22 protein-coding genes and 2 pseudogenes are annotated in these 26,962 nt (G+C 35.2%); 3 read left to right on the top strand and 21 right to left on the bottom strand.

The genetic code is table 11. The features are described from left to right. Positions 1-182: 182 nt before the first annotated feature. The 3 genes from tkt to yneA form a co-directional block, all read right to left on the bottom strand. The gene (gene tkt, locus FG390_RS02145) at positions 183-2,195 is read right to left on the bottom strand and encodes a transketolase (protein WP_246092625.1); all 2,013 of its coding nucleotides are present in this window, start codon (positions 2,193-2,195) and stop codon (positions 183-185) included. A 123-nt stretch (positions 2,196-2,318) separates the two neighbouring features. After that, positions 2,319-2,552 (bottom strand): DUF896 domain-containing protein, encoded by a 234-nt coding sequence (locus FG390_RS02140; RefSeq protein WP_141189362.1) that lies wholly within the window; start codon positions 2,550-2,552, stop codon positions 2,319-2,321. A 60-nt stretch (positions 2,553-2,612) separates the two neighbouring features. Continuing rightward, positions 2,613-2,912, bottom strand: a complete 300-nt coding sequence (yneA, locus tag FG390_RS02135) for a cell division suppressor protein YneA (protein WP_181406325.1) — start codon at positions 2,910-2,912, stop codon at positions 2,613-2,615. Positions 2,913-3,088: 176 nt separating this feature from the next. Between yneA and lexA the strand changes: the two genes are divergently transcribed. Next, a complete protein-coding gene (gene lexA / locus FG390_RS02130) occupies positions 3,089-3,712 on the top strand; it encodes a transcriptional repressor LexA (protein WP_141189549.1) in 624 nt (207 codons plus the stop codon). Between the two features lie 378 nt (positions 3,713-4,090). Here lexA and FG390_RS02125 read toward each other — a convergent pair. The 6 genes and pseudogenes from FG390_RS02125 to FG390_RS02100 all read right to left on the bottom strand — a co-directional run. After that, positions 4,091-4,812: pseudogene (locus FG390_RS02125) on the bottom strand (SPL family radical SAM protein); the annotation flags it as partial. Positions 4,813-5,331: 519 nt separating this feature from the next. Beyond that, entirely contained in the window at positions 5,332-5,589 is a 258-nt protein-coding gene (locus FG390_RS02120) for a GlsB/YeaQ/YmgE family stress response membrane protein (RefSeq protein WP_141189360.1), read from the bottom strand. Between the two features lie 420 nt (positions 5,590-6,009). Then, the gene (locus FG390_RS02115; RefSeq protein WP_141189359.1) at positions 6,010-8,196 is read right to left on the bottom strand and encodes a type IA DNA topoisomerase; all 2,187 of its coding nucleotides are present in this window, start codon (positions 8,194-8,196) and stop codon (positions 6,010-6,012) included. 86 nt (positions 8,197-8,282) lie between these two features. Further along, complete coding sequence (locus FG390_RS02110) at positions 8,283-8,885, bottom strand: hypothetical protein (RefSeq protein WP_141189358.1); 603 nt, start codon at positions 8,883-8,885, stop codon at positions 8,283-8,285. A gap of 252 nt (positions 8,886-9,137) precedes the next feature. After that, the gene (locus tag FG390_RS02105; protein WP_141189357.1) at positions 9,138-9,437 is read right to left on the bottom strand and encodes a hypothetical protein; all 300 of its coding nucleotides are present in this window, start codon (positions 9,435-9,437) and stop codon (positions 9,138-9,140) included. Positions 9,438-10,182: 745 nt separating this feature from the next. Next, a complete protein-coding gene (locus tag FG390_RS02100; protein WP_141189356.1) occupies positions 10,183-11,028 on the bottom strand; it encodes an MBL fold metallo-hydrolase in 846 nt (281 codons plus the stop codon). Between the two features lie 200 nt (positions 11,029-11,228). On the opposite strand from FG390_RS02100, the pseudogene FG390_RS16190 reads away from it, so the two are divergent. Further along, positions 11,229-11,366 (top strand): annotated as a pseudogene (locus tag FG390_RS16190) (amino acid permease); the annotation flags it as partial. Positions 11,367-11,410: 44 nt separating this feature from the next. Here the strand turns inward: FG390_RS16190 and FG390_RS02090 are convergent. Beyond that, complete coding sequence (locus FG390_RS02090; RefSeq protein WP_141189355.1) at positions 11,411-12,703, bottom strand: GH25 family lysozyme; 1,293 nt, start codon at positions 12,701-12,703, stop codon at positions 11,411-11,413. Positions 12,704-12,874: 171 nt separating this feature from the next. On the opposite strand from FG390_RS02090, the gene FG390_RS02085 reads away from it, so the two are divergent. Beyond that, positions 12,875-12,973, top strand: coding sequence for a YjcZ family sporulation protein (locus tag FG390_RS02085; RefSeq protein ID WP_141189354.1), 99 nt, complete (start codon positions 12,875-12,877; stop codon positions 12,971-12,973). Between the two features lie 87 nt (positions 12,974-13,060). Here the strand turns inward: FG390_RS02085 and glnA are convergent, their stop codons facing one another. From glnA to cotE, 11 genes are all read right to left on the bottom strand, one after another. Beyond that, complete coding sequence (glnA, locus tag FG390_RS02080; RefSeq protein WP_141189353.1) at positions 13,061-14,398, bottom strand: type I glutamate--ammonia ligase; 1,338 nt, start codon at positions 14,396-14,398, stop codon at positions 13,061-13,063. 58 nt (positions 14,399-14,456) lie between these two features. After that, the gene (locus FG390_RS02075) at positions 14,457-14,861 is read right to left on the bottom strand and encodes a MerR family transcriptional regulator (RefSeq protein WP_141189352.1); all 405 of its coding nucleotides are present in this window, start codon (positions 14,859-14,861) and stop codon (positions 14,457-14,459) included. A gap of 174 nt (positions 14,862-15,035) precedes the next feature. Beyond that, on the bottom strand, positions 15,036-16,292 hold the full coding sequence (locus tag FG390_RS02070; RefSeq protein ID WP_141189351.1) for a methionine gamma-lyase family protein: 1,257 nt from the start codon (positions 16,290-16,292) through the stop codon (positions 15,036-15,038). 15 nt (positions 16,293-16,307) lie between these two features. Then, positions 16,308-17,549, bottom strand: coding sequence for a GTPase HflX (gene hflX / locus FG390_RS02065; protein WP_141189350.1), 1,242 nt, complete (start codon positions 17,547-17,549; stop codon positions 16,308-16,310). A gap of 71 nt (positions 17,550-17,620) precedes the next feature. Beyond that, positions 17,621-18,565, bottom strand: coding sequence for a stage V sporulation protein K (spoVK, locus tag FG390_RS02060; RefSeq protein ID WP_141189349.1), 945 nt, complete (start codon positions 18,563-18,565; stop codon positions 17,621-17,623). Between the two features lie 463 nt (positions 18,566-19,028). After that, positions 19,029-19,262 carry an RNA chaperone Hfq gene (gene hfq / locus FG390_RS02055; RefSeq protein ID WP_141189348.1) on the bottom strand — a complete coding sequence of 78 codons (234 nt, stop codon included), beginning with the start codon at positions 19,260-19,262 and terminating at the stop codon, positions 19,029-19,031. Between the two features lie 356 nt (positions 19,263-19,618). After that, positions 19,619-20,563, bottom strand: a complete 945-nt coding sequence (miaA, locus tag FG390_RS02050; RefSeq protein WP_141189347.1) for a tRNA (adenosine(37)-N6)-dimethylallyltransferase MiaA — start codon at positions 20,561-20,563, stop codon at positions 19,619-19,621. 256 nt (positions 20,564-20,819) lie between these two features. Then, positions 20,820-20,993 (bottom strand): hypothetical protein, encoded by a 174-nt coding sequence (locus tag FG390_RS15690; protein WP_181406349.1) that lies wholly within the window; start codon positions 20,991-20,993, stop codon positions 20,820-20,822. Between the two features lie 454 nt (positions 20,994-21,447). Continuing rightward, positions 21,448-23,358 carry a DNA mismatch repair endonuclease MutL gene (mutL, locus tag FG390_RS02045; RefSeq protein ID WP_141189548.1) on the bottom strand — a complete coding sequence of 637 codons (1,911 nt, stop codon included), beginning with the start codon at positions 23,356-23,358 and terminating at the stop codon, positions 21,448-21,450. A 65-nt stretch (positions 23,359-23,423) separates the two neighbouring features. Then, on the bottom strand, positions 23,424-26,069 hold the full coding sequence (mutS, locus tag FG390_RS02040; protein WP_141189346.1) for a DNA mismatch repair protein MutS: 2,646 nt from the start codon (positions 26,067-26,069) through the stop codon (positions 23,424-23,426). Between the two features lie 193 nt (positions 26,070-26,262). After that, the gene (cotE, locus tag FG390_RS02035) at positions 26,263-26,808 is read right to left on the bottom strand and encodes an outer spore coat protein CotE (protein WP_141189345.1); all 546 of its coding nucleotides are present in this window, start codon (positions 26,806-26,808) and stop codon (positions 26,263-26,265) included. Positions 26,809-26,962 lie beyond the last annotated feature (154 nt).

Raw genomic sequence — 26,962 nt, 5'->3', positions numbered from 1 at the left:
TTTTTCCTTGTTTCAAAAGTCTTTCAAAAACCTTTTTTAAAGCAAGAATAAAAAAGATTCTTATTAGTACTTAGGTTTTTTATATGTAAGATAATAGGCATATTAAATGTCTAGAATTTGATAAGTATCAACAAAAGAATAAAAAAAGACCTATCCAAATTGGATAGATCCTTATTCAATAGTTATTTGTTAAATAATTTTTTCATTTTTGAAGCAATATTTTCTGCTGTAAAGCCATATTCTTCTTGAACTTTATCACCGTTTGCAGAAGCTCCAAATGTATCAATTGTAACTAGATCTCCTTCGAGTCCAATGTATTTGTGCCATCCAAGTGATGCTGCCATTTCTACACCAACACGTTTTGTTAAGTTTGGAGGAAGAATGGAATCTTTATATTCTTTCGATTGGCGATCAAATAGATCCCATGATGGCAAGCTAACCACTCTGACAAAAATGTTGTCCTCCTCAAGAATCTGTTGAGCTTCCACAGCTTTTGAAACCTCTGATCCTGTTGCAATCAAAATACCTTCCGCTTCTTTTTTAGCTTCAGAAACGATATAAGCCCCTTTGGCCACACCTTCAGTAGCTCCTTGAACCATGCCTTCAAGTGTTGGTAAGTTTTGACGAGTCAAAACAAGAGCAGTAGGATGATCAGTGCTTTCTACAGCAAGTTTCCATGCTTCTCGAGTTTCGTTGCCATCAGCTGGCCTGATAACACTTAAGTTAGGAATCGCACGCAAACCAGCTAATTGTTCAATTGGTTCATGTGTAGGACCATCTTCACCAACAGCAATACTGTCATGTGTAAATACATAAACGAGTGGTAATCCCATAAGTGCCGAAAGTCTAACAGCTGGTTTCAAATAGTCAGAGAAAACAAAGAAAGTTGATGAGTATGGAAGAACACCGCCATGAAGTGCCATACCATTAACAGCGGCTGCCATTCCGAATTCTCTTACACCAAACCAAATATTGCGACCTTCATAATTCGATGAACTATAGTTAACATCTTGGCCCATTAATGTTTTAGTTGAGGAGGCAAGGTCCGCAGCACCACCAAATAGTTGTGGGATTTTACCAGCAAGTGCATTAAGTACTTCATTCGAAGTAATACGCGAAGCTTTGCTATCTCCAACTTTATATTGTGGTAATTCAGATTGATAGCCATCTGGTAATTTACCATCAATCGCATTTTGAAGTTCTTCGCCAAGTTCTGGGAAAGCGCTTTTAAATGAATTGAATAGTTTATTCCAATCTTCTTCTAATTCTGCACCTTTTTCTTTGAATTTTTCGAAATGTTGTTTCACTTCTTCAGGAACAAAGAAAGGTTCATAATCCCAGCCATAGTTCTTTTTGGCAGCTAAAGCTTCTTTTTCACCAAGTGGAGATCCGTGTGAACTATTTTTACCACTTTTAGTAGGAGCACCAAAACCAATAACTGTTTTTACTTCTATTAATGTTGGTTGATCTGTTTTAGCATTGGCTTTGTCTAATGCTTCTTTGATTGCTTGAATGTCATTTCCTTCTTCAACACGAATAACTTGCCATCCATATGCTTCGAAGCGCTTCATGACATCTTCTGAGAAGGACATATTTAAGTCTCCATCTAGAGAAATATCATTAGAATCATAGAGTACAACAAGTTTTCCAAGTTTAAGGTGACCAGCTAGAGATGCCGCTTCAGAAGCTACACCCTCCATAAGATCTCCATCACCACAAATAGCATATGTATGGTGATCAACCACGTTAAAGCCTTCACGATTATATTTTGCACCTAAATGTGCTTCAGCCATAGCCATACCAACTGCCATAGCAATCCCTTGACCAAGAGGGCCTGTTGTTGCATCGACACCGGCTGTATGTCCATATTCAGGGTGTCCAGGCGTTTTACTGCCCCATTGGCGGAAATTCTTTAAGTCTTCGATTGTAAGACCATATTCAAATAAATGAAGTAAGCTATAAAGTAGCATCGAACCGTGTCCAGCTGATAAGACAAAACGATCACGGTTAAACCAATTTGGGTTTTTAGGGCTATGCTTCATAACTTTTGACCATAGCGTATATGCCATTGGTGCTGCACCAAGCGGCATTCCTGGGTGCCCAGAGTTAGCTTTTTCAATAGCATCGATAGACAATGTTCTAATGGTGTCAATCGATAGTTGTTCAATAGCGGGTTGCTTAATAGTTTGAGACAATGAATTTCATCCTTTCATCTGAAAATAAGGAACACTTACAGTTTAACACAAACTATATAAATTCTTCATCAAATTTATATCAAAATTGAATTCTAATTATTTTTGTATATCAAAAATAATCTTCTAATTCTTTGATCGGCGTTCCTTACTTTGTTTTAATTTTAATGGGGTCACATCTGTCCCTTCTTCATCTACTACTTTGATGGTATGTAAATGATCCCGAAATCCTTTTCGAAACGCTTTAAGATACTCTTCCCTGAGAGCTTGTTGCTCTTTTTTTTCCTCTATCGTTAATCCTTCAAGTTTTGACTTTTTACTTAGTTCCGAAATTCGTTTTAATTTTTCTTTAGCCAGCATATATATTCTCCTTACATTAAGTTGAAAATAGCTTATCGTAAAGGAGATGGATATGCAAGGCTACTGTTTCAATACCGGTATAATGATCTTTTGATTCGACTTTAATCGGTCATTGTCAATATCATTTTCTCTTACAACCCAATTAATAAACTCATTCGTATTAAAACCATGAGTATCATTTTTATATGTTTTGGCAATTGACCATAACGTTTCTCCTCTATTAATGGTAATTGTTTTATATTGATCAGGACTATTAGCCAGAATGGTCCTTGCCGTAAAGAAAGAAATAAAAAGAATAAGAAAAACAAATATAATAATGAAAGAAGTCCCTTTGACATTTTGAGTTGTTGAATGCATCATTAACCACCCCATAAATAAGAATGTTTGTTCGTTTATAGTTTATTACGAACAACCGTTTGTGTCAATATTTTTTAAGAACAACTGTTTGTATTTTTTTCGAACGAATGTTTGTGTTCGTTAAATCGACATGTTATAATAATAGTGGAAATTTTGAGTGCAGTGAAAGGAATGAAATAATTATGAAACTCTCTCAGAGACAACAAGATATCATTGATTTTATAAAACACGAAGTTCAAACTAAAGGTTATCCCCCTTCAGTCAGAGAGATTGGTGACGCTGTAGGACTCGCTTCCAGTTCTACCGTTCATGGACATCTCTCACGCTTAGAAAAAAAAGGATTGATCCGAAGAGATCCAACAAAACCCCGTGCTATTGAAGTCCTTGATGATTCATCTGCTAGTTTTACACCAGAAGAAAATAACGTCGTTCACGTCCCTGTTGTCGGTAAAGTGACTGCTGGACTACCTATTACTGCGATCGAGAATATTGAGGAATATTTCCCTGTACCAAAGACAATGGTCAACGATAATGATGTTTTTGTCTTAAATGTCATTGGGGATAGTATGATTGAAGCGGGCATTCTGAATGGAGATAAAGTCATTGTTCGCCAACAAAGAAGTGCCGATAATGGTGAAATAATTGTTGCAATGACGGAAGACGATGAGGCTACTGTTAAACGCTTTTATAAGGAAAAAGGCCATGTCAGGCTTCAACCAGAAAATCCAACAATGGAGCCTATCATATTAAATGATTGTGTGATTCTTGGAAAAGTCATCGGGGTATTCCGGGATATTCATTAATAGGTTGAACATTTTTCCATTAATGATTCGGGTGCATTCAAAATGGTACCACATATCCCTTTTTATCTTCTCTTTTCCTGTCAATTTGCCTATCCATCTCATAAAATAGATACATATTATTATATAAGAAGAACACAGGAACCAAGGGGTAAGAAAAAGGAGTTGTTTATCATCCGCTCAATTTGTTCGAGGTTTTAGTGTTACCTTAATCGCTTTTCTATTTATTTTACTTATTCTTATTGGGGCAATTTTCCTTTTATTAAAATTAAACCGTATTTGAATTCCCTTCGATAGGCGTGTGAAAACTTATTCACTCGCCTTTTGTATCCTACTTAATTACGATAATGATCATCATTTTTATAAGATATATATGAATTACTAAGAAAAATATTCAATTTTTGCTTCAGGGAAAAAGTGATCTATATAGCTTCTAATGCCTCACGAAGTTCTTGCTCTTCATTTTTTTGATATATATACTTGCCAATCCCATACCTTCCCCATTTATATCGACGCTCATCTTCATTCATGATTAGCTTTGTTTTAGGGTAATTCTTTTCTATAACGCGCTTTGCAGGTTTAGTGAATCTATGTTGAATCAACTCAAATGTTATATCATTTCTTGATTCTGTTGGTAATTCTGAGTCGAGTTTTTCAAAGAGTTCTCTATAGCCTTCTTTCCAACCTTCGTAAATATAAATAGGTGCAGCAATAAATCCAAGTGGATATCCCAGCCCTTGCAACTTTACGTGCAACTTCAATTCGATAGTCTAACGGTGATGTACCAGGCTCAAAATACTTTATGACGTAGTCTGCATTTACACTAAAACGAAAACGGGTCCTTCCTTTGTGTCTGGCATCGAGTAAATGATCGATGTGATGAAATTTAGTTACGAATCGTAGTTGACCATGTTCAGCTTTTCCAAAATACTCAATAGCCTTTTTAAGGGAATGAGTCAGATGGTCAATACCTACAATATCAAGTACAAGCTGCCTCAAAACGTGTTACTTCTGATAGCCTATCTATCATATATTGATTTGCTCTTTCTAATATTTTCATCTACATTCACGTAAGTTCGAATATATGGTTTACTTCCCATCGTCATAATCAATATCACGCCAATCCATTTTCGATTGTTATCAGGCCCAAAGAGTCTGGAATTTACGATTGATTTCTCTTTAACGTATTTTCTCAAATAAAATAAGCTTGTAGAATACAACCTCCACAAGCTTAATCATTTTTATTTATTTTGATATTTTAGATACAACCAATATAATACTTTAGATAACATAATTGAATTATAAATAATAAAAATAAGCCCTAAGGGAGCAGGGCTTATTCAATAGGGGTCATTACTTTACTACTTCATTAATTTAACATATTAAATTACTAAAGTCACGACCAAATTTATAATTTGTAGAATATTTTCTATGTTGATCCAGGATTTTTCATTAGAAAAGTATCTAATGACCCGTAGTTCAATTGTTTAATGTTGAATTTTTAGAGAATACATCGATTAAACCAAGTTATGGTAATTTATATATCCTATATTAGAAAAGACAAGAAGAGAAGTAAGAAAATTTTTCTTCTTGTCTTTTCATAATTAATGTACAACTAAACGTTAGGCATTTCTTCGCTTAAATGATCTTAGTATTAGACTTAGAATGAAGATCAACACGATTGCCCCAATTAATGCAGGGAAAATGTAAAATCCACCTGTTTCCGGTCCCCATTGGCCAAGTAGAAAGTTCCCTAACCAAGAACCAATAAATCCGGCAATTATATTACCAATAATACCTCCAGGGACGTCTCGTCCAACAATTAAACTTCCTAACCAACCTAAAATTCCTCCTATAATTAATGACCAAATAAAGCCCATAATTCTTTTGCCTCCTTATGTTGTAAGTTATTATTCATATGCCCAAATTTAGTGGTTTCTAATCATTTTCTCGTGAAAATTAAGGAATCTCTCTATTTAGAAAAACTAGCAAGATTGATTTTTATAACGCAATATCGTATCAAAATCAAAGTGTTTAAGATATTCAAGATATTAACAATAGGTCATTGCTAAGCCAAAAAAATCGATAAAAAAAGCCTCACGTAGAGGCGTAAATAATAGAGAGAAATTTTATGAAATATCCGAGAACACTCGTGACTTTAGTCATGAGAGGTTCAGAATGAAATTATTTATTATCTTTAAATACGTGTTCAAAAAGGCGATAAATTAGAAGCAAGAAGATCAAGGCGGCGCTGTTTTGAGGACGGGAAAAACGAGCGGGCGTCGAGAATTCGTAGCTTATCATTTGTTGACTTTTTGAACAACCTCTTTAATAAATTCCATCTTCCAACTAAAATATTCATTATCAGGATTTTTCTCATATCTTAGATTTGCGTCAAATTTATTACCTTTTTTACTTGTCAAACCTTTGACTGTCGTTACTCCATTTTTCAAAAGCATTTTCACCATTGTCTTTGTTGGTTTTTTCTTCATCGATGCTAAAAATTTATCGTTTTTCCATATGACAAATTTACAACCATTTTTCCAGTTACTGCAACCAAAGCCCTTTTGCCCCTCTATAATTTCATGACCACAAAGAGGACATTTTCCAAGAACCTTAATTGATTTCTTTTCTTTAGTCACTTCATTAATAATAATATCTTTGTCGTTTTTAATTGTATTAACAGACTTAGTTGTAAAGTCAAAAATTAAGTTCAAGAAATTTTCCTTAGTAAACTTTTGTTTCTCGATATCTGACAATGTTTTTTCTAATCTACCTGTAAATTCCAAATCAAATAATTCTTTTACAGGAAATGTTTCAACTAATTTTCTACCTAATTCAGTACAAATTAAATTTTTATTTTGAGACGCCATGTAGCCTACATCTTTAAGTTTTTTTATTATTTCTGCACGTGTAGCTGGAGTGCCAATACTATAACCGCTTAAAATAGCGGCCATCATTTCTTCACTGTTTTCATCCTCTTTGTCTTTGCCCTTGCCGCATGTTTCCATAACTCTTAGTAACGTTTTTTCTGTATGATGCTTAGGTGGTTTCGTCACATGAGATGTCAATTTGTGATCTATAATATTAACAACCTCATCTATATTTACCAAAGGAAGGATAGTATCTTTAGATTCAATTTTCTCAACCTTTTTCCATCCTTCAACAAGCTGAACTTTCCCTTTTGATGTAAACAGACCTTTTATTTTATCATTATTAACTTTGGTCATTATTTTAGTTTCTTCATGCTCAGCAATAGGCATAAACTGCATGATAAAACGATTTTTAATAGCATGATAGATGATTTCTTCATCCCTCGTTAATGATTTTGGAAGTAAATAGGTTGGAATGATGGCACTATGGCTCTCTACTTTTGAATTATTAAAAACACGTTTCTTTTTTGCAAATGTAATTTCATTTTCATACGGCAGCCCTTTTTTTAAATTATTGAGTACCTTTGCTACTTTATCCACTAAGCTTTCTTCTAACACCACACTTGCAGTACGTGGGTACGTAATATATTTTTTTTCATAAAGGGATTGGGCTACTTTCAAGACTTTATCTGAAGTCCAGCCTTTGTATTTACTAGTAATAAAACCTTGTAAGTTAGAAAGGTTAAATAAGTATGGAGGATATTCTTTTTTACGTTCAACTTTTTTGTCTAGAATCGTTGCTGTTTGATTGATTAGCGCTTGTTGTATTAATTTCAGAGTTTCTTTACTTTTAAATTTTTCCTTTTCATTCTCCACATAAGTACCTTCGTACTCTATATCGTCTTTTGTTTTAAAAGTAGCTACTAATTTAAAATAATCCTCTGGAACAAAATTTTCTATTTCTTTATCTCGATCATAAATGATTTTTAATGTAGGAAGCAGCACCCTTCCAATATTTAGAGCCTTTCCAGATCCCTTCTGATACTTTAATGTAGCCACTGATGTTAAATTAATGCCAATGACCCAATCAGCCCATTGGCGGCTTATACCAGCGGCTTGAAGAGGTCTCATTTCAGTATTAGGCTTAATATTTTGAAGTCCTTTTAACACTTCGTCCGGTGTCCACTCATTTAATAAAAGACGATATACTTGTTTCTGGGTCTTAAGATTATAAATGATTGTATCTCCAATAATTTGACCCTCTCTATCAAAATCACAGGCAGATATAATCATATCCACATCATGACGTTTGATTAAACTATAAATGATTTTTAGTTGCTTTCTTGCACCAGAGTCTTCTTTTCCTCGGTTTCGGGGATCACTTTTTACTTTGTATCGAAAACGATGTGGAATAAAGGGAAAGTTTTCCATGCGCCATTTGGCCATCTTCTCATCATAATCTTTGGCATCAAGAAGTTGCAAAAGATGACCAAAAGCCCATGTAATAATGTATCCATTACCTTCAAAATACCCATTGTTCCTACCCTTAATCTTTAAAGCATCTGCAATATTTTTTGCGACAGATGGTTTCTCAGCAATTACTACTTTTGTCATTTTTCAACCTCTTACTACTATTAATATTTGATCGCCGGGCTTCTCGGCAATAATCCGCGCCAGTCTCCCTTGATTTATCTCTAAAGTTACTTTTTAATTGTGAGTTGAAAAGTTTTTTTGTTTACAGTCGAATCGATAGAGGCCACATAAGCGTTTAAATCGTGTTGAGCTCTAGATGCTTTATTCGCTGTGTTTGTTCCATACTTTCCCAAATAGATTTTGAATTTTTCGGTGATTTTTTGGTGACTCTTTTGATCAATGTTCTGGCTACTTTCCATAAACGTACAGCATAAATCATTCTCTTTAGGTGTATAATGAAGCCAACTTTTATCTGTGTTATTTTCATTTGAAAAAGCAAAAACTTGCATATCTCGCTTATCATCTAAACCTCCGATAGTAATAAAAATAGGCGCTTTTTCATATGGAATTTTGCTGATTTTTGTATGATATGTATGAACAAGGTCAATTAAATCATAGCCATGGTCTTGATAGACAAGCTCTTTCTTTATTTGATCAAAGAGACCTTTATCGCCTGTAAAAGCAAAGAATTGGTCTGGGCTAATCTTTATGAAATGAGGCGTATCTTCACTTAATATCGTTATTTCCCCATCTTTTTGATCTTGAGTATGTAGACCATCACTCAAAACGTTCAAGTAATCTTTAGTTGCGACAACTGATACAAAACCCATGACGATTCCCCCTGTTCTTAGAGTTCTAATCATATTGTATCATATTGAAATTTGGATAAGGATAAAGAGGTATTAATTGAGTTATTACAAATGCGGGAAGGCTATATGAAGGATTCAGTCATTTCTTTCTTATAAGCGGCGATCAAACATGTAGCTGTTGATTTCAACTTAAGGCAACTGAGAGCTATATTTAACAACGCCTTATACAGGAAATTGAGGCTCTCAATATTTAACACCAATCAATCTAGGAAACTATGAAGTGATTTTCTCATCATAAAAAATGATTTCAATTAAGCTAATAAGACATCCCATGATAATTCCTGATGCCAGGCTATTTAGATCAACGGTATTTGATATCATGAGGAAACCTATGATAAGGAGATAAAAAATAATATTTTGGGTTCTCTTTTTATTTTTTAACCGTTTGGTTCGTTTTTGCAACGGACCAAAAAGATGTAAAATACTTCTATTTAATCCATGAAAAAGCACTTTGAATATCATCATGGAAACAAGCATGGTAATGAGTAAAATAATATAATCGGTCAACCACATAAAATCATCCTCACAGTCATCATTTAACCTATCAGCCCATTATAATTTTTTAGTTGAAATTTCTCATATATTTAATATTCTACATGACGGCTATAGATTCCTGCCCAATTTCTACATCATTTGACAATCACAGAATAAAAATTAAATAAAAGCTATAACATAAGTTTCTTTTCAACGTGATCTTTTTTTATATGGACTTCCTTAATTAAGGAATACAATAAAGAAAATGGGTTAATAATAAAACTATGGGCGGAACTAATCATAAAGTACTTCCACATGCCATTGATTATTCATCCGTTCCTAATGATACCCCTGATAACGATTAGGGGTATTTTTCTGTGTTGATTGCAAGCTTACTATCCTTTTTCTTATTTACTCTACTTAAAGTTTTTTATCACGCTTTAACGATAAGTAAGACCCCCTCCTCAAGATTCTGAGTCTTGATCATGAAGGTCTTCTAAATTTAAACAAGCTCACGTTAATAGATAACAGAAAGAAGGATTCAATATTTCCTGTCTTTTATCAGTTTTTTGTTGTTGATTTTAAGCCCATTATCGATACTTTTTGGTTAGGGCATTTACGGTAGCTGTTCTAACAAGTGGTCTAAGACTTTTATTAAACCTATGGACTTTAAAAGTGATCTCCATACTATCTGGATTATCGCTGATTGCATTTGGTATTTACTTCGGGACTTAGGGTATTCGTACTCTAATGGGTTAATTTTTATATAAGTCGAAAGAAGTGATTAATTCAGGTAACGACCGTAATCCGGAATGGCTAATTGATCAAAATTTGTTGCAAGAGTTGTCAGTCCATCCTCGAGTGTAACGCCTTGTGCAGGCATACCATGACCAGTAACCGCTACTTTTGGTTTTAGAGCTTGTAATTTTTCTACTGATTTCCATGCCTTCTGCCAATCCATAGTTAAATATCTTGGTGGGCCACTAATTTTTAAATTTTGAACAAGGACATTAAGCAAGGAGTCTTGTTTGACAGTAATAAAAGCATCCCCCGCAATTAAAGATTGGTCCCTATTTCTAAATAATGATACATGCCCTGGTGTGTGTCCGGGAGTATGAATCCAGCACCATTCTGGCATTTCAGGAATAAGATTATTTGCTGGTAAAGCCTGGACATGCTTTCCTAAATTGATGGGGTCATGTGGAAGTATGGCAGACATTTTAGCAATTAATCCACCCTCGACAGTTGGATCTGGCTCTGGATAACTTCTTTGTCCTTTTAAATAAGGTAATTCCAACTCATGCGCGTAGACTGGAACGTGCCAATAATTGACCAAGTCAACGATCGCTCCGACGTGATCAAAGTGCCCATGAGTGAGAATCATCATTTTAGGCGGTTTAGAACCAAACCTATTTTCTGCTTCACAAACAATTTTATTAGCTGATTTGGGCATTCCCGCATCGATCAAAATCCACTCATCATTCTTTTCTGGATTACCCACAAAACAAATATTAACGATCTGAATGGTATAACAATAAAGATCTTTTAACACTTCCTGACCTAAACCCGAGTTTATAGACGTCATCGGTATATATTTATAATCATCACTATAGTGCATATCTTCGTGCATTAACCCATTCTCCCTTTAGAATCAATTTATGACCCTATTATCCCCCTTTCTACCCTATCGCTATTCGGATAATAATCGATAACATGATCTAGAGCAAGATAGACCTTCACAAAAGTCATGTATCAAAATAAAAATGTAACTATCCTTTAGTCAAGAGTCGTAAAACTCGGAGGATTACAATTGGTTTCCTGTGCTCCAGGATCACAAATAATCTGAATGAAAAGAATAAATCACAATGGTCGTATTTACCATTATTGGGGGTTGGCTGTACTATTGGAACAGGCTATTTTCTTGGATCTAGTATTGGTATCATAACAACCGGTCCCTCGATCGTTTTTATTAATTATAAGGAATAAAGATAAATGAATAAAAGCGAATTACATTATTTAATTCTTAACCTTTGATTTGGAAAAATGATATCTGATTTCAAGCTATTCAATGATTTAATTTTTCTTACCGAAGTATGGTATTTAATGGCTATTTTACCTAGATAATCTCCTCTATTGACTTTATAGTACTTCTTAGACGTGGTTAAAGATGTTGAATTTGATCGAGGAATTTTTAGCCTTTGGTTTATACGGATGATATTCGCATTTTTGATGTGATTTACAGACTTTAATTTAGATACGGTTGTTCTTAATTTAGAAGCAATTTCACTTAAAGTATCCCCAAACTTGACTTTATAGAAGGTTTGTTTAGTCTTTAAATTTGTGGTCGTTTTTGTTGTAAGCTTACTATTACTTATATTGACTTTAGCAGGTTTAACACCCGACTTCAATTTTGAAAGTAAAGCGATATTTTGCGACGCGGTCCCTGAATAATTGATAATACCATAGGATTTGGCTAATTTCACACGATTGTTATATGAAGGATTCATGTTTTTGGATTTCATGTAATTAACGAGGGATACCGTTTTTATTTGTTTAACCCCCTTAGTAGATGATTGGGTTTGCTTAGTATACTTTCCCGCATAATCCTCACTCGCATCAAAATTCCCATAGTTTTTCAATCCCAAGAAATAATAGTCACTTGTCCATTGCCAGGCGCCTTTTCCATGACTAAATATTGCTGTTGGTTTATTTTTTATTGGATTTTTGGGATAAGAGGCTAGCCAAGGTTTCGTAATAATTAAAGATTCGGGATCTAAGCGATTATTATAAAAATAAGAACCAGTATATATATCAACCTTAGGATATCCTAATCGTTTCATCTCTTTAATAAATGTGTTCGTATACCCAGTTAATTTCTTTGGGCTTTGCGATAGATTCATAGCTTCAATATCAACAACAACATAGCCATCTTTTGTCTTATTAAACCCGACTAATCTTAATTTTTTATCAAACCAGTCGGCCTCTAATTTGGCTTTCAAATGACTATTGTAATGAGCAAAGTGATAAGCATTAACGACCAAACCAGCCTGTTTTGCGTTCGCGATGTTAACGCTTGCCGCAGGATCAACATGGTAAGTTCCTTCGCTTACCTTAACAACAACACTTTTTGTTCCGCTATTTTTTATCATTTGATAGAAGGCAAGCGGTAAGCCGCTTTGTCGATTGTGGTGGGATACATCTATAAAGTCAGCATCGGGCTTTTCTGCCAAACTACTTGGTATAAATAAAAAAACGACCCCGAAGGAGAAGGCCAGTATGAATATATATTTAAACCATTTATTCAAATTAAAATTCCCCTTCCTACTATATTTGCTCTTTCTTTATCCTATTCAAAAGCCCGATAATCGTGTTTGTTGAGTTCTATAGCACGGTTTTCATCTTTATCAGCATTTATACCTTTCGGTTATGTCATTTATTGCATATCTTATACTGAATAATCATAAGGGGGTGTTTTTATGGGATACGATGGTGGAAATAGTTACGGCAATGGATTTGCCTTAATCGTTGTTCTATTTATCTTGCTTATTATTGTTGGTGCATTTTATTGCTACTAATTTTAAAATGTATTCATATCTCGACTCCTTTAAGATAGAAAAAAATCCCTTGATACGAATGTATCAAGGGATTCTCTTAATCTATTATTAATATAAGTTGAGGTATTGATCACGTTCCCAAGGGTGAACTTGAGTGCGGAACATATCCCATTCAATTTCTTTAGCTTCAAGGAAACGAGTAAGAACGTGTTCACCAAGAGCTTCAGTGATAACAGGGTCACCACTCATGACATCAAGAGCTTCTTTAAGCGTTGATGGAAGATCATGAATTCCGAGTTCTTCACGTTCTTCTTTATCCATAACATAAATGTTACGGTCAACTGGAGCCGGTGGAGTTGCTTTAGATGTTACTCCATCAAGACCAGCTGCTAGTAATACAGCCATACCTAAGTAAGGGTTTGTGGAAGGATCAACACTACGTACTTCAATACGAGTTCCCACTCCACGTGACGCTGGGATACGAATAAGTGGGCTGCGGTTTCTGAGAGACCAAGCGATATAACTTGGAGCTTCATAACCTGGCACCAAACGTTTATATGAATTGACGGTTGGGTTTGTTACTGCAGTAAACGCACGAGCGTGTTTAACGATACCTGCAATAAATTGTTTAGCTGTTTCACTTAAACCGTCAGCAGAAGATTCATCGTAGAACGCATTTTCATTGCCTTTAAACAATGACATGTTTGCGTGCATACCTGAACCGTTCACTCCAAAGAGAGGTTTTGGCATAAACGTTGCATGCAAGCCATGTTGACGTGCAATTGTTTTAACAACTAATTTAAATGTTTGGATGTTGTCACAAGTTGTAACCGCATCAGCATATTTAAAGTCAATTTCGTGTTGTCCTGGAGCTACTTCATGGTGAGAAGCTTCAATTTCAAATCCCATGTCTTCAAGCTCAAGAACGATGTCACGACGACAATTTTCACCTAAGTCAGTTGGGGCTAAATCAAAGTAACCACCTTGGTCGTTTAATTCAAGAGTTGGTTCACCTTTTTCGTCAACTTTGAATAAAAAGAATTCTGGTTCTGGTCCGATGTTGAAACTAGTAAAACCAAGTTCTTCCATTTTTTTAAGTTGACTTTTCAAAATACTACGTGGATCTCCTGCAAAAGGTGTTCCGTCTGGATTGTGAATGTCACAAATCATACGTGCGACTTTACCTTTTTCAGCAGTCCATGGGAAGACCACCCAAGTATTATAATCAGGATATAAAAGCATATCTGATTCTTCAATGCGAACAAATCCTTCAATTGACGAGCCATCAAACATAACTTTATTGTCGAGAGCTTTTTCCAATTGATCGACAGGAATTTCAACATTTTTTATGATTCCTAATAAATCTGTAAATTGTAAACGAATAAATCTTACGTTTTCTTCTTTAGCAATTTTTAGAATGTCTGACTTGCTATAATTCTTTGCCATGTGTGATCCTCCCCAAAATCTTTTATCTTTTTTTAGTAAAACCATTTATACAAAGGAATTATTTTTGGTTAAAAAACCTCGAGAATTCTCCTTGTATCGCTGCTTGATCCCCAAACTTACCTGCATTTATTAATTCGCTTTTTAAATATTTCATTAAATCAGCATCAGATAAGTCAGACTTCTTTTGTTTTACAACATTTAGGGGTTGATTGGCTTCAACAGGTTTTGAACTAAGTACGTGCTTAATACCGGCCAAGTTCACACCTTCGTCCAATAAAGACTTGATGTCTAGCAACTTCTCAACGTCATTAAACGAAAAGACGCGCCTATTTCCTTCTGTTCGTTCGGGCTCTATTAAGGCATTCTCTTCATAATAACGAATTTGGCGAGCAGTTAATCCAGTTAGGTTTTGAACAATACCCATTGAAAATAAAGGCATTGAACGACGTAGACGATCGTCCATATTCAAACCCCCCTTCAACATTTAATATTATACGGTACGCAAAATATGATGTCAAACTATGTTACATTTTCTTACAGAAAAAATATGATAAATTGATAATTTTTTTCATTTTCGACATATTTTCTTCAAATTTAGCCCTTAAGCAGAAGTTAACAACCTTTTTCGATGATATATTTATTTCCACTGACTCATCAGTTGATCTAACGTGGTAATCAATGCCACTTTAACATGCTCATAGGTAAGACCACCTTGAACGAATACCGTGTAAGGCTGCCGGATTGGTCCATCTGCAGATAATTCTATACTTGCTCCTTGAACAAAGGTTCCTGCAGCCATAATCACTTTATCTGAATAACCCGGCATTGGACTTGGATACGGGGTCACATGTGAGTTAATGGGAGAAGCCATTTGAATACCTTGACAAAAGGTGACCATATCTTGTTCATTCTCAAAAGTGACTGATTGGATAAGATCTGTTCGTTTAGTATCCCATTTTGGTGTTGTAGACATACCTAACTCTTCCATCAAAGCCGCTGTGAATATGGCTCCCTTTAAAGCCTGGCTAGTGACATGTGGTGCAAGAAAAAAGCCTTGATACATATCAGATAGGTGTGTTAGAGTTGGGCCCACTTCTTTTCCCAATCCCGGGGCAGTTAGTCTTTCCGCACATCGCTCAACAAGATGCTCTTTACCTACAATATAACCTCCTACTTTAGCTAATCCACCACCCGGATTTTTAATTAATGAACCTGCTATGAGATCTGCACCAACATGACAAGGCTCTTTTAATTCAACAAATTCACCGTAACAATTATCAACAAAAACAATAACGTTTGGATGAGCTTTTTTGATACATTGTATGACTTCTTTAAGCTGATCAATGTGAAAAGAAGGCCTTCTCGCATACCCGCAGGAACGCTGCAGGGCAATCACTTTTGTTTTTGAAGAAATAGATTGAATCACTTTCTCCGTATCTATTTTATGATCTTTCAAAGGGATAATTCTTGATTCAATTTGGAAGTCTTTAAGCGAACTTTGACCTTTTCCATTTATACCTAAAACACCTTCCAACGTATCGTACGGCTTCCCAGTGATATACATGAGCTCATCACCCGGACGCAACACACCAAAAAGAGCCACAGTGATGGCATGTGTGCCTGATATCAACTGTGGTCTCACTAGTGCAGCTTCTCCGCCAAATACATCCGCGTAGATAGCCTCTAATCCTTCTCGACCAAAATCGTCATATCCATAACCCGTTGACCCGTTCAAGTGGGAATCGCTAATTTGATGTTCACGAAAACTTTGAAGAACTTTAAATTGATTCGTTTGTGCAACTTTCTCAATTTCATCGAAACGTTCTGCAATCTTTTTTTCAATATGATCTGTCATTTCTTCTAAATAAGAGCCATGTTTCAATTCACTATACATTTCGTTTCTTTCTCCTTACTCTGTCTGCATAGGTGGCAAAATTTTCCCGGCTAATGGGTGGTTTGGATGGATGTAACCCGTAAATTCAAATTGTTCTTCGGACTCTATCCAAGTCTGACTCATTATGATCGTTTTATCTTTCAACTGATCGATAAGATGACCTTGAGTCGACGCGACTTTCATTCGATAAGGTGTCATCTGATCAATAATCTGTTCCTGTATCCGTTCCTTAAGCCTTAAAATATCTTGTCCACTCTTAGCAGATATTAATATAGCATCCTTTGGTGTAATAAATGAAGTGGTCAGTTGATCTTTTTTATTGAAAACTTTTAGACTTGGAATATGCCCTGCACCAAGTTCTTCTAATAGACCATTGACTGTTTTCTCATGTTGTAACATATCTGTCGATGAAACATCAATCACATGAAGAATGAGATCTGCTTGGCTTGCCTCTTCTAACGTTGATCTGAATGCCGCAACTAATGTTGTTGGTAAATCTTGAATAAATCCAACGGTATCCGATACAAGTGAAATAAATCCATTTGGACAAATTAATCGTCTCGTTAATGGATCGAGCGTGGCAAATAATCGGTTTTCTTCGTATGTTCTTTCTTCAGTTAACTGATTAAAGATAGTTGATTTTCCAGCGTTTGTATATCCAACAAGAGCAATTTGAAATTGGTCATTTTGGTGTCGTCTTTCCCTATAACGTTCTCGATGGTGAACAACAGTTTCAAGTTGCTTCTTTATGTCGGAAATCCGTTTTCTTATGTATCGTCTGTCTGTTTCAAGCTTGGTTTCACCTGGACCTCTTGTGCCAATTCCCCCTCCTAATCGGGATAACGTCGTTCCTATTCCACTTAACTTAGGAAGTAAGTATTGAAGCTGCGCCAGCTCGACTTGTAGTTTCCCTTCTCGAGAAAAAGCCCTCATCGCAAAAATATCTAAAATTAATTGCGTGCGGTCAATCACTTTTGCTTCAAGTTTCTCGTTTAACCTTCCCAATTGTCCTGGGGTTAGTTCACTATTAAAGATAATCGTACTGGGCTCTAGAGCCTTATCTAGAGCTTCAAGCTCATCCAATTTTCCCTTTCCAATATATGTACCAACATCTATTTTTTGTCGTTTTTGCACAACCGTTGAGATGACTTCTCCCCCGGCTGTATCCGTGAGTTCAGCCAACTCCTGCATAGAGGAATCAAATGCTTGATCTGAATGATGAGGTAGTTGACAGCCGACCAATATGACTTTTTCCATTAGTTTCACAACCTTTGTCCCGATTCATAGACCGTTACTTACGACATTAGTCTAACCCATTTACGATTCATTTAATGACCTAAATCTTTGTTCTCTTCAATGATAAGGTCACAAGCTCTAACCGTCAATAAGGACTCTCGATCAAAGCGACCTTCTTTAAGTAATCTAACAGCTTGTTGTCGAATCATTTTCTCAATAAGGTTTCTAACGAATCTTCCATTACTGAAGGATTCACTTTCCTCCATAGTTTTATTATCTAAATATCGCTTTAACTTTTTCTCCGCTTCGGATGTTAATTTGTATTCTTGTTCATCAAGCATTTGATGTGCAATCATAAGCAATTCGCTGCCACTATAATTTGGAAAAGAAATAATTATTGGGAATCTTGAGGGTAATCCAGGGTTTTGTGATAAAAAATCTTCCATTTCGTCTGAATATCCCGCTAATATTAAAATAAAATCCTCCCGTAAATCTTCCATTTGTTTGACAAGAGTATCAATCGCCTCTTTACCGAAATCTTTTTCTCCTCCACGAGCTAGAGAATAAGCTTCATCAATAAACAATATACCGCCTTTTGCCTTTTTAACCAATTCTCGCGTCTTTTGAGCAGTTTGTCCAATATACTCTCCAACAAGATCTGCCCTTTCAGCTTCTATAAGATGCCCTTTGGAGAGGATTTCCATGTCACACAGAAGTTCACCTAATAGTCTTGCAACGGTTGTTTTACCCGTTCCAGGGTTTCCTTTGAAGAGCATGTGAAGAGATTGTGAAGGTACCTTTAAATTTTTCTCTCCCCGCCGTTGGTTGACGTAGAGCCAAGCATAGATTTCTTTAACGATTTTCTTCACTTCTTCAAGTCCAATGAGTTTACTTAATTTACTCTCTATGAGCTCAAGTGGCTGATGTTTTAACCTCTCTTCTCGGTAATTAGGTAACACAGCCGTATCATTGGATTTCTTTTGGTTAAATATCACATTAATTTGACTTTTTTTCGTAAAAGTATACGATTCAGACACACATTCCACCTCACTGTTTCATTGCATACTTTAATCTATACAGTTATAGGCATTGGCTCAACGAGTTTCACCATTAATTTTTTAAAATAAAATCATGATCTAGAAAAAAGAAATGAAGTCATGTTATTTATAATCGTATGTTAAAAAATTGTCTTTCAGAAGTTTTTTTAAAATGAATGCGGCAAAAATAGAATGCTTAATGTCTTCCGAACCTTGCACTTTTTCGAGAATTAATTCTTTGTAGCTTTGGTAGCAGGTTCACCTTCTTCTTTCTTACCCGAACTAAGAAAACGACATCCCTTAAGGTATTTTTTTTACATTAAGACATAAAAAATGTCTCTAGCAATGGGCTAGAGACATTTTTCTGTTTTAAAGATACTCCTTTGTAAAGGTTTCAAATAAATGGAGATTATCCCCATCGATTTTCTTATACTTATCGTTCAAAAAGGTAGAATGAACAGGTTCATTTATCCTCTTGATTATTAAGTTGAACGGACCTTGAGGGAGCAAATGTTGAGATTGCATGTTTAAAAATGAGCTGCTGTTTTCCATCAGTTTCTAATAGGACAGTGAAATTATCAAAACTTTTGACCAGACCTTTTAATTGGAATCCATTTAGTAAAAAAACCGTCACTAAAATGTTTTCTTTGCGCAATTGATTTAAAAAAGTATCTTGAATATTAATATTCGGTTTCATGGTAGTATTCCTCCTCTTTTCTCTCTAAACCTATTATTCGACTCTAATATCATAATTTCCTGCAACAAATGTCATTATAACGACAATAATCAAAGAAAACATGAAAAAGCCTGTCTATGGTTAACTTAGCGATCAATGTTCCTCATAATAAAGATGAAAGATGAAAGATTGTATATTAAAGATAATACAAATGTTTCAAAAGTCTTCCAAAAATCGTCTATCTAACAATATAGGCAAATATAAGTTAGTTTTATACCTATGACATATTGACTTGTTTTTTTCACATGTCTAATAAATGACGTTTCTCTAACATTAAAAAATTCACTCAACAAGATCACTATCCACTTAATTACACATTACATTGGCTGTAATCCTTGCTTTTCTAAAAAAAGGGCAATCTCATCGACTTTATGTGAAAAATTTTGAATGGCATGATCCATGTTGAACCAATTGACATCCATTTGATGCTTAAACCATGTAAATTGTCGCTTAGCATAGCGTCTTGAATTTCTTTTCATTAAACTTATGGCTTCATCTAGTGAACATTCTCCATCAAAATAGAGAAATAATTCTTTATATCCGATGGCTTTAGCCGCTTGACTCTCTCTAATATTTAAATCATATAAGTTCTTCGCTTCATCTAATAACCCATTTTTTATCATCTGATCGACTCGATCGTTGATACGCGAATAGAGAAGTTCCCTTTCCATAGTTAAACCAATAACGATGATATCGAATAACGGTTCTAACCTATTTGAGTCATCAGATTTATCCCCTTTTCCATCATTTGAATAAGCCTTTTCAAGCGCACGAATGATGCGTTGAATGTTATGAGGATGAATGGTTTTAGCAGCGTCGGGACTTAAGGATTGAAGGTGTTGATGAAGAAAATCCGAACCTTCCCTACTTGCCATCTTTAGAAATTTTTGACGGAGATCTTCATTTGCTTTTACTTCAGAAAATTGATAGTTATAAAGAGCTGCCTTAATATACAGTCCCGTTCCTCCAACAAAAATAGGACACTTTTCCCGTAAATGTATCTCTTTAATATATTCCCTAGCGTCTCTCTGGTAATCTGCTACGGTATAAGCTTCATCAGGATAGCATATATCAAAAAGATGATGAGGAATTCCTTCTTTTTCATCCTCTGTTATTTTAGCTGTTCCGATGTTTAGACCCTTATAAACTTGCGTGGAATCGCCATTAATCACTTCTCCATTAAATCGTTTTGATAATTCTACACTCATCTTAGTTTTGCCAACCGCGGTTGGCCCAACGATGACAATGACTTTTTCCTTCATTCTGATTCCTTTCTTATTAAATCAGCTATCTTATAGTTATATTAAACATGATATCCAATAGGTATATATTTATCTATATATTCGCTATAAATACTAAATATATTCTTTAAACGGCCCGGAATAATATGTAATATTATATTTTCTTGTATTGATATAAAATTTCTTTATCACTCTAAAACATAAAAGCGTTTACTGTATACGCTTTAGTTTCTTACCGCTCCCTTTTTTGTGAGAACGGCAAGAAATTAAATTACATTTAATGTTTTTCTAAAATCGTTAACCCTCTTTTTAATGCAGCATCCTTGATTAATTCTAATTCTTGATACATAGCTTCTGATAATATACCTTTGTCAATATTATTTTTGATTTCAAAATAAAACTGAATTAAAACATCATTTGGTAATTTTTCATAAAAAGTAATAACACTCACCTCTAAATTCTTGCCCTTCCCAACAAAAAAGAGGTTACTGTTTCTACATGCTATGTATATGCAATGTGCTTGGTAACATATTGTGTGACCAATCACAAATTGATATTAACATTAAATTTAGAGTTTTTCCATTATTTTATTTGTTTTTTAATTTGATATTGTTAATAAACTGGATTATAAAATTGATCATTCATGAATATCTTCTCTTTCATTTGCAAATTCTATAATAGAGGAGGGAGTCAAGTGATCCTATTAATTTCTATTATTATTAGTGCACTGATTATCATAGGTATTCTTTACTTTGTAAACAAGGCACTAAAGAAATCTAAACTTAGTAAAGTCGATAAAGCCGTTTGTCTGTCTTCACTCAGCTTTTTTCTGAGTCTCCTTTTCTTAATATGTGGATATGAAATTACCCACCTTTTCTTTTATTAGGTTAATGTAATTAATCATTTTACATCACACGTTTAAACATTTTTTCCATTTCATAGGTGGAGAATTTAATAATGACCGGACGACCATGTGGACAAGTGAACGGATCTGAAGCTTGCCTCAATTGATCAAGCAAAGCTTCTATTTCATCATCTCTTAAATAGCGATTCGCTTTAATTGACCCTTTACAAGACATCATAATAGCAAGAGACTCCCGTAGATTTTTTATTGAAATATGACGTTCTTGTATTAACTGATGCACAATGTCCTCTATTGTCTCTTTTTCTTTTCCTTTAGGAAACCACCTTGGATGTGATCGCACGATCAACGTGTGTTGTCCAAACTCTTCAAAATATAATCCAATGTCTTCAAGATAATGTTTATACTCATGAATGGTTGCATATTCAGCTGCAGTAAATTCAAAAGTTAAAGGAACAAGGAGTTCTTGTACTTCTTTCGTGGTCTGTCCTACCTTCTCACGAAAAAATTCATACTTGATTCTTTCTTGTGCTGCATGTTGATCTATAATATAAAGTCCCTCTTCATTTTGGGCGAGGATATAAGTCCCGTGCATTTGACCAATTGGATACAGTTTGGGAATTCGTGAAGAAATCTCCTCTTCCTTCGACGGTTCTATTGGACTCTTATCCAAAGTTCTCCAGTCATTTTCAACATCTACATCGTTTTTTACTTCATTTACTTGCTCAATTTCTAATGTTTCTTCATGCACCTCTGATGGTAAGGATTCTGAATAAAGTGGGTCTTGGAGACGACTAGAATTTGGATTTTTTTGGATATCCTTAACTTCTATTTCAAACGTATCTTTGTCACTGAATGTCGTCTCCATTGATTGTTCTGTATTTGAGTTAACGTCTTCAAATTTTAAAAACTGTTGCTTTGAGATTACCTTTTCTTTTCTTTCTTTTTTTGGTACCTCAGGTATAAGATTCTCTTGGTGAAAACGGGCTCTGACGGTATTTTCGATTAACTCACATAGTTCATTTTCTTTACTTATCCGCGCTTCGAGTTTTGCTGGATGGACGTTCACATCAACTAACGTTGGATCCATTGTAATGTGCAAAATTGCGATAGGATTTCGACCGATCGGTAAAAGTGTATGATAGCCATTCGTTATCGCATTAAAAAGGCGGAAGTTCTTAATGTATCTTCCATTAATGAAGATATAGACATATTGACGCCCTGCACGAGTAAGTTCAGGTTTAACAAGTAAACCATGAATTTTAAAATCAAGTGATTCCCCTTTAAAAGGCAATGTTTTTCTAGCTGTTTGAATTCCATATATAGCGGCCAAAACTTGAGCTAAGTCACCACTACCATTTGTTTGGAATAGTAACTTATCATTATGCTTTAAGGTGAATCTCGTATTCGGGTAGCTTAAAGCCAGCCGATTCATCATATCTGTGATTTTACCAAGTTCGGTATGAATGGTTTTTAAATATTTTAATCTTGCCGGTGTATTATAAAATAGATGAGTGACAGTAATAATACTTCCTTTTCGACTTTGGGCATGGTTCTTTTCAATCACACGCCCACCTTCTAATTTAAGGTGTGTGCCAGGCCCCTCCCCAGTTGACGTTACGAGATCTAGGTACGAGACTGATGCAATACTTGGAAGAGCTTCTCCTCGAAATCCTAGCGATCGAATATGAAAAAGATCCGATTCATGGTATATTTTACTCGTAGCATGTCGTTCAAATGCAATTTCACAATCTTCTGGAGCAAAACCATGACCATTATCAGCGATTCTTATTTTCTTGAGACCGCCTTCTTCAACTTCAACCTCAATCACTGTTGCTTTAGCATCAATCGCATTCTCAACAAGTTCTTTGATTATCGAAGCAGGTCGCTCTACCACTTCTCCTGCAGCAATTTTGTTTGCTAGTGGTTCACTCAGTCGTTTGATGATTCCCAACATAATCACTCCCCTGACTGATTATTCATTTTGTTACGAACGGGTTGCCACGTTTATATCATCGTTTATTTCAATTTCTTTTGTAATAAAAATAATTGATTCATGGCATCCATCGGCGTCATCATCATTAATTCAAGATTTTTAAGAGCTTGAAGGACATCTTCTTCTTTCTTTGAGTAACCTTTATTTTGTTGCTCCGACGTCGCTTGATCGGGAAAGAAGTTAAGTTGCTCGGACCTAGTTTCAGCATGATTTTGTTCAATTGTTACTGCCGTTTCTTCGTTTCTGTCCACATCTGATTTAAATTCTTCCCGGCTCTCATTCACTATTTTATCGGGTTTTTTTTCTTCCAAATCCGCGAGTATCGTGGTTGCTCGATTTAATAATGAGTGCGGGAGACCAGCAAGTTCAGCAACATGAATACCATAACTTTTATCAGCTTGTCCACGCTTAACTTTATGGAGAAACACGACATGTCCGTTCTCTTCAACCGCTTGAACATGAACATTTTCAAGTTTTGGCAACGTTTGATCTAGAAAAGTCAGTTCATGATAATGTGTAGAAAATAATGTTTTACAAGAAATATGATGATGGATATGCTCAACGATGGCTTGTGCTAGTGCAATACCGTCATAAGTAGACGTTCCACGTCCAATTTCATCTAAAAGAATAAGACTATCCTGCGTAGCATGTGTTAACGCATACTGTGCTTCTAGCATTTCCATCATAAAGGTACTTTGACCAGAAACAAGATCATCCGTCGCACCTATCCGCGTAAAAATCTGATCAAAGATCGGCAATGTCGCCTTTGTGGCCGGAACAAAGCATCCAATTTGCGCCATAATTACACAAAGCGCCGTTTGCCGCATAAACGTACTTTTTCCTCCCATATTGGGTCCCGTAATTAAAAGAATTTGACAATCTTCTTCCATTACGATGTCATTAGCCACAAACTCATTATTTTTCATCACTTTTTCAATGACAGGATGACGGCACTCTTCAATGTTTAACGTTCGATCATGAGAAAAATGCGGTCTAACATAACGATTCGTTTCACTTACAACGGCAAAACTTTGCAGAACATCAAGATGACTAATAAATTTAGCTAATTTCTGAAGTCGACTAGTAAAGGTCTTTACTTTTTGTCTCAACTCTGAAAACAGTGTATATTCTAAGTCGATCTGATTGCTTTCTGCTTCCAATATAAGTCTTTCTTTTTCTTTTAGTTCTGGAGTAATATAACGTTCAGCATTAGCCAGCGTCTGCTTTCTTTCATAAAGCCCATCTGGAAGATATTTAATATTTGCTTTTGTCACTTCAATATAATAACCGAAAACTTTGTTGTATCCAATTTTTAGTGATTTAATTCCCGTTGTTTCTCTTTCTTTTCGTTCAAGTTCAGAAATCCATTGTTTCCCATTCCTGCAGATATGCCGGTATTGATCAAGGGTTTCATTATAACCATCACGTATAATATTTCCCTCTGCTACCGATAAAGGAGGTTCATCGGATATCGCTTGCTGAATAAGCTCAAAGACGTCTTTACATGGATCCATATTTTCACCTAAAGTCTTTAAACTTTGTTCATCGACATTTTTCAAAATATCTTTTAGTGCTGGTATTTCGTGAAGTGATCGTTTTAATTGAACCAATTCACGAGGATTCACATTTCCAAAGGAAACGCGACCTACGAGCCGCTCCATATCATATACGTTATCAAGGGCTTCTCGAATTGCATCTCGTTCAAAGAAATGTTTGATTAATGCTTCAACACATGAAAGTCTCTCCTCTATCTCATCTTGGTTCAATAAAGGTTTATCAATCCATTGTTTTAATTTCCGTCCACCCATGGCCGTCTTTGTTTCATCTAAGAGCCAAACAAGGGAACCATAAGTATTATGATCACGTATGGTTTTTGTAAGTTCTAGGTTTCGTTTCGAGTTACTATCAATGAGCATGGCATCATTCACATAATAATGCTCAGCTTTTTGTAAGTGATCAAGTGAACGCTTTTGTGTGCGTATTAAATAGTTTAATAATCTTGACACCGTTTCCTTTAGAATAACTTGAGACAAAGGTTTAATCAGATGTTCTAAGGAAGTTGGAACCGCGACGTTATTTTCATAAGAAAGAGTCACATCCAAATGGAGATGGAGATCCCGAGTCAAGTCTTGGTCCTCCTCTGGTGCTACGATTAATTCTTTGATTCCATAAATTAAAATTTCTTGACGCAATGAGTCAAAATCTTGTAGAAGAGTCACACGGATCTCTCCAGTAGTTAGATCACTGATAACAAAACCTATTTGCTTTGCATCCGTTTGTGTAATGGAAGCAAGATAGTTATTTTGTTTCGGCTTTAATGACTGATCATCCATTATCGTACCTGGCGTGATAACTTGAATGACTTCTCGTTTAACGACGCCTTTTGCGGTTTTTGGATCTTCTACTTGTTCACATATCGCAACTTTATATCCTTTTTCGATTAAAACTTTAATATATTGTTTGGCTGCATGGTAGGGTACCCCGCACATGGGTATTTTTTCTTTTACTCCTCCATCACGTGCAGTTAGGGCTATTTCTAATTCTTTGGCTGCTTTTAAGGCATCCTCAAAGAACATTTCATAGAAGTCACCTAATCGAAAAAACAAAAAAGCATCTTTATAGTCTGCTTTTACCTTTAAATATTGTTGAATCATAGGGGTGTAAGCCATGTAAATCGTCGCTCCTAAATCTAAATCTAGATCTTCTTAAGTATGTATTATACCATATCTCATCTTTGTATGAGACATACTCTTAGAGCAACGACAACTTAAATAACGGTAGATAGAATCATACAACCTTTATCATTTTTGTGATTTAAAATTAAAATAAATGGAGAAGAATTTCTTCTTCTCCTCCTAGCTGTTATTCTTTTTCAAGAAATTCAGAATCCAAGTCTTTTAGAGAGTCTTCAATATCAATGTCTTCTTCTAAATCAGTATCTTCCCAAAGCCCCTCATCTTCAACTTGAACTTTTACTTTTGTTTCACCAATGACTTCAACGAGAAATTCTCTTTCCACTTGAGCAACAATTTTTGATCCGTTTGGAGAAATATTAGCTTCCAAACAATTAGGTTCTTGTAGCGCTTTGCAAGTTACATCCATTTTGTTTGAGATCACTTTCTTATCTCTTAAGGTTAGCGGAACAATATCTTTATAAGAAACTGTTTCACTTACAACCTCTGTTTTGGAGTTCTCATTGAAAGAATACCAAATGTTAATGTCATACGTTCCTTCAACCACAACAACGTCTTTTTGGTAGCTAGTTTTGAACTTATGATTGATAACCCAGCAACCAAGAATACTTGAAGGTTTATGTGTTGGTGAGATTGCATGTGCTGTTTGGTTGAATTTTTTCCCTCTTCCACAGATCGCCTTGGTTATAATTTCTCTATAAGCATGTTCTGACAAGAGTCAAACCTCCTTTACCATCTTCTCTGTCATGTTATGCTGGACGAATAACTAGTGTGATTGAAAAAATAAAGATATTCGCCCGCTCATTCCTTTTAATCACAGAGTATGAAGAAAGATAAAAGAGGTGCTGTTTTAGATTGATTATTCTATG

The organism is Terrilactibacillus laevilacticus (genome assembly GCF_006517395.1).
Taxonomy (GTDB): Bacteria; Bacillota; Bacilli; order Bacillales; family Sporolactobacillaceae; genus Terrilactibacillus; species Terrilactibacillus laevilacticus.
Note: the sequence above shows the minus strand (reverse complement) of the source record. Positions and strands in the feature narration are given on the sequence as shown.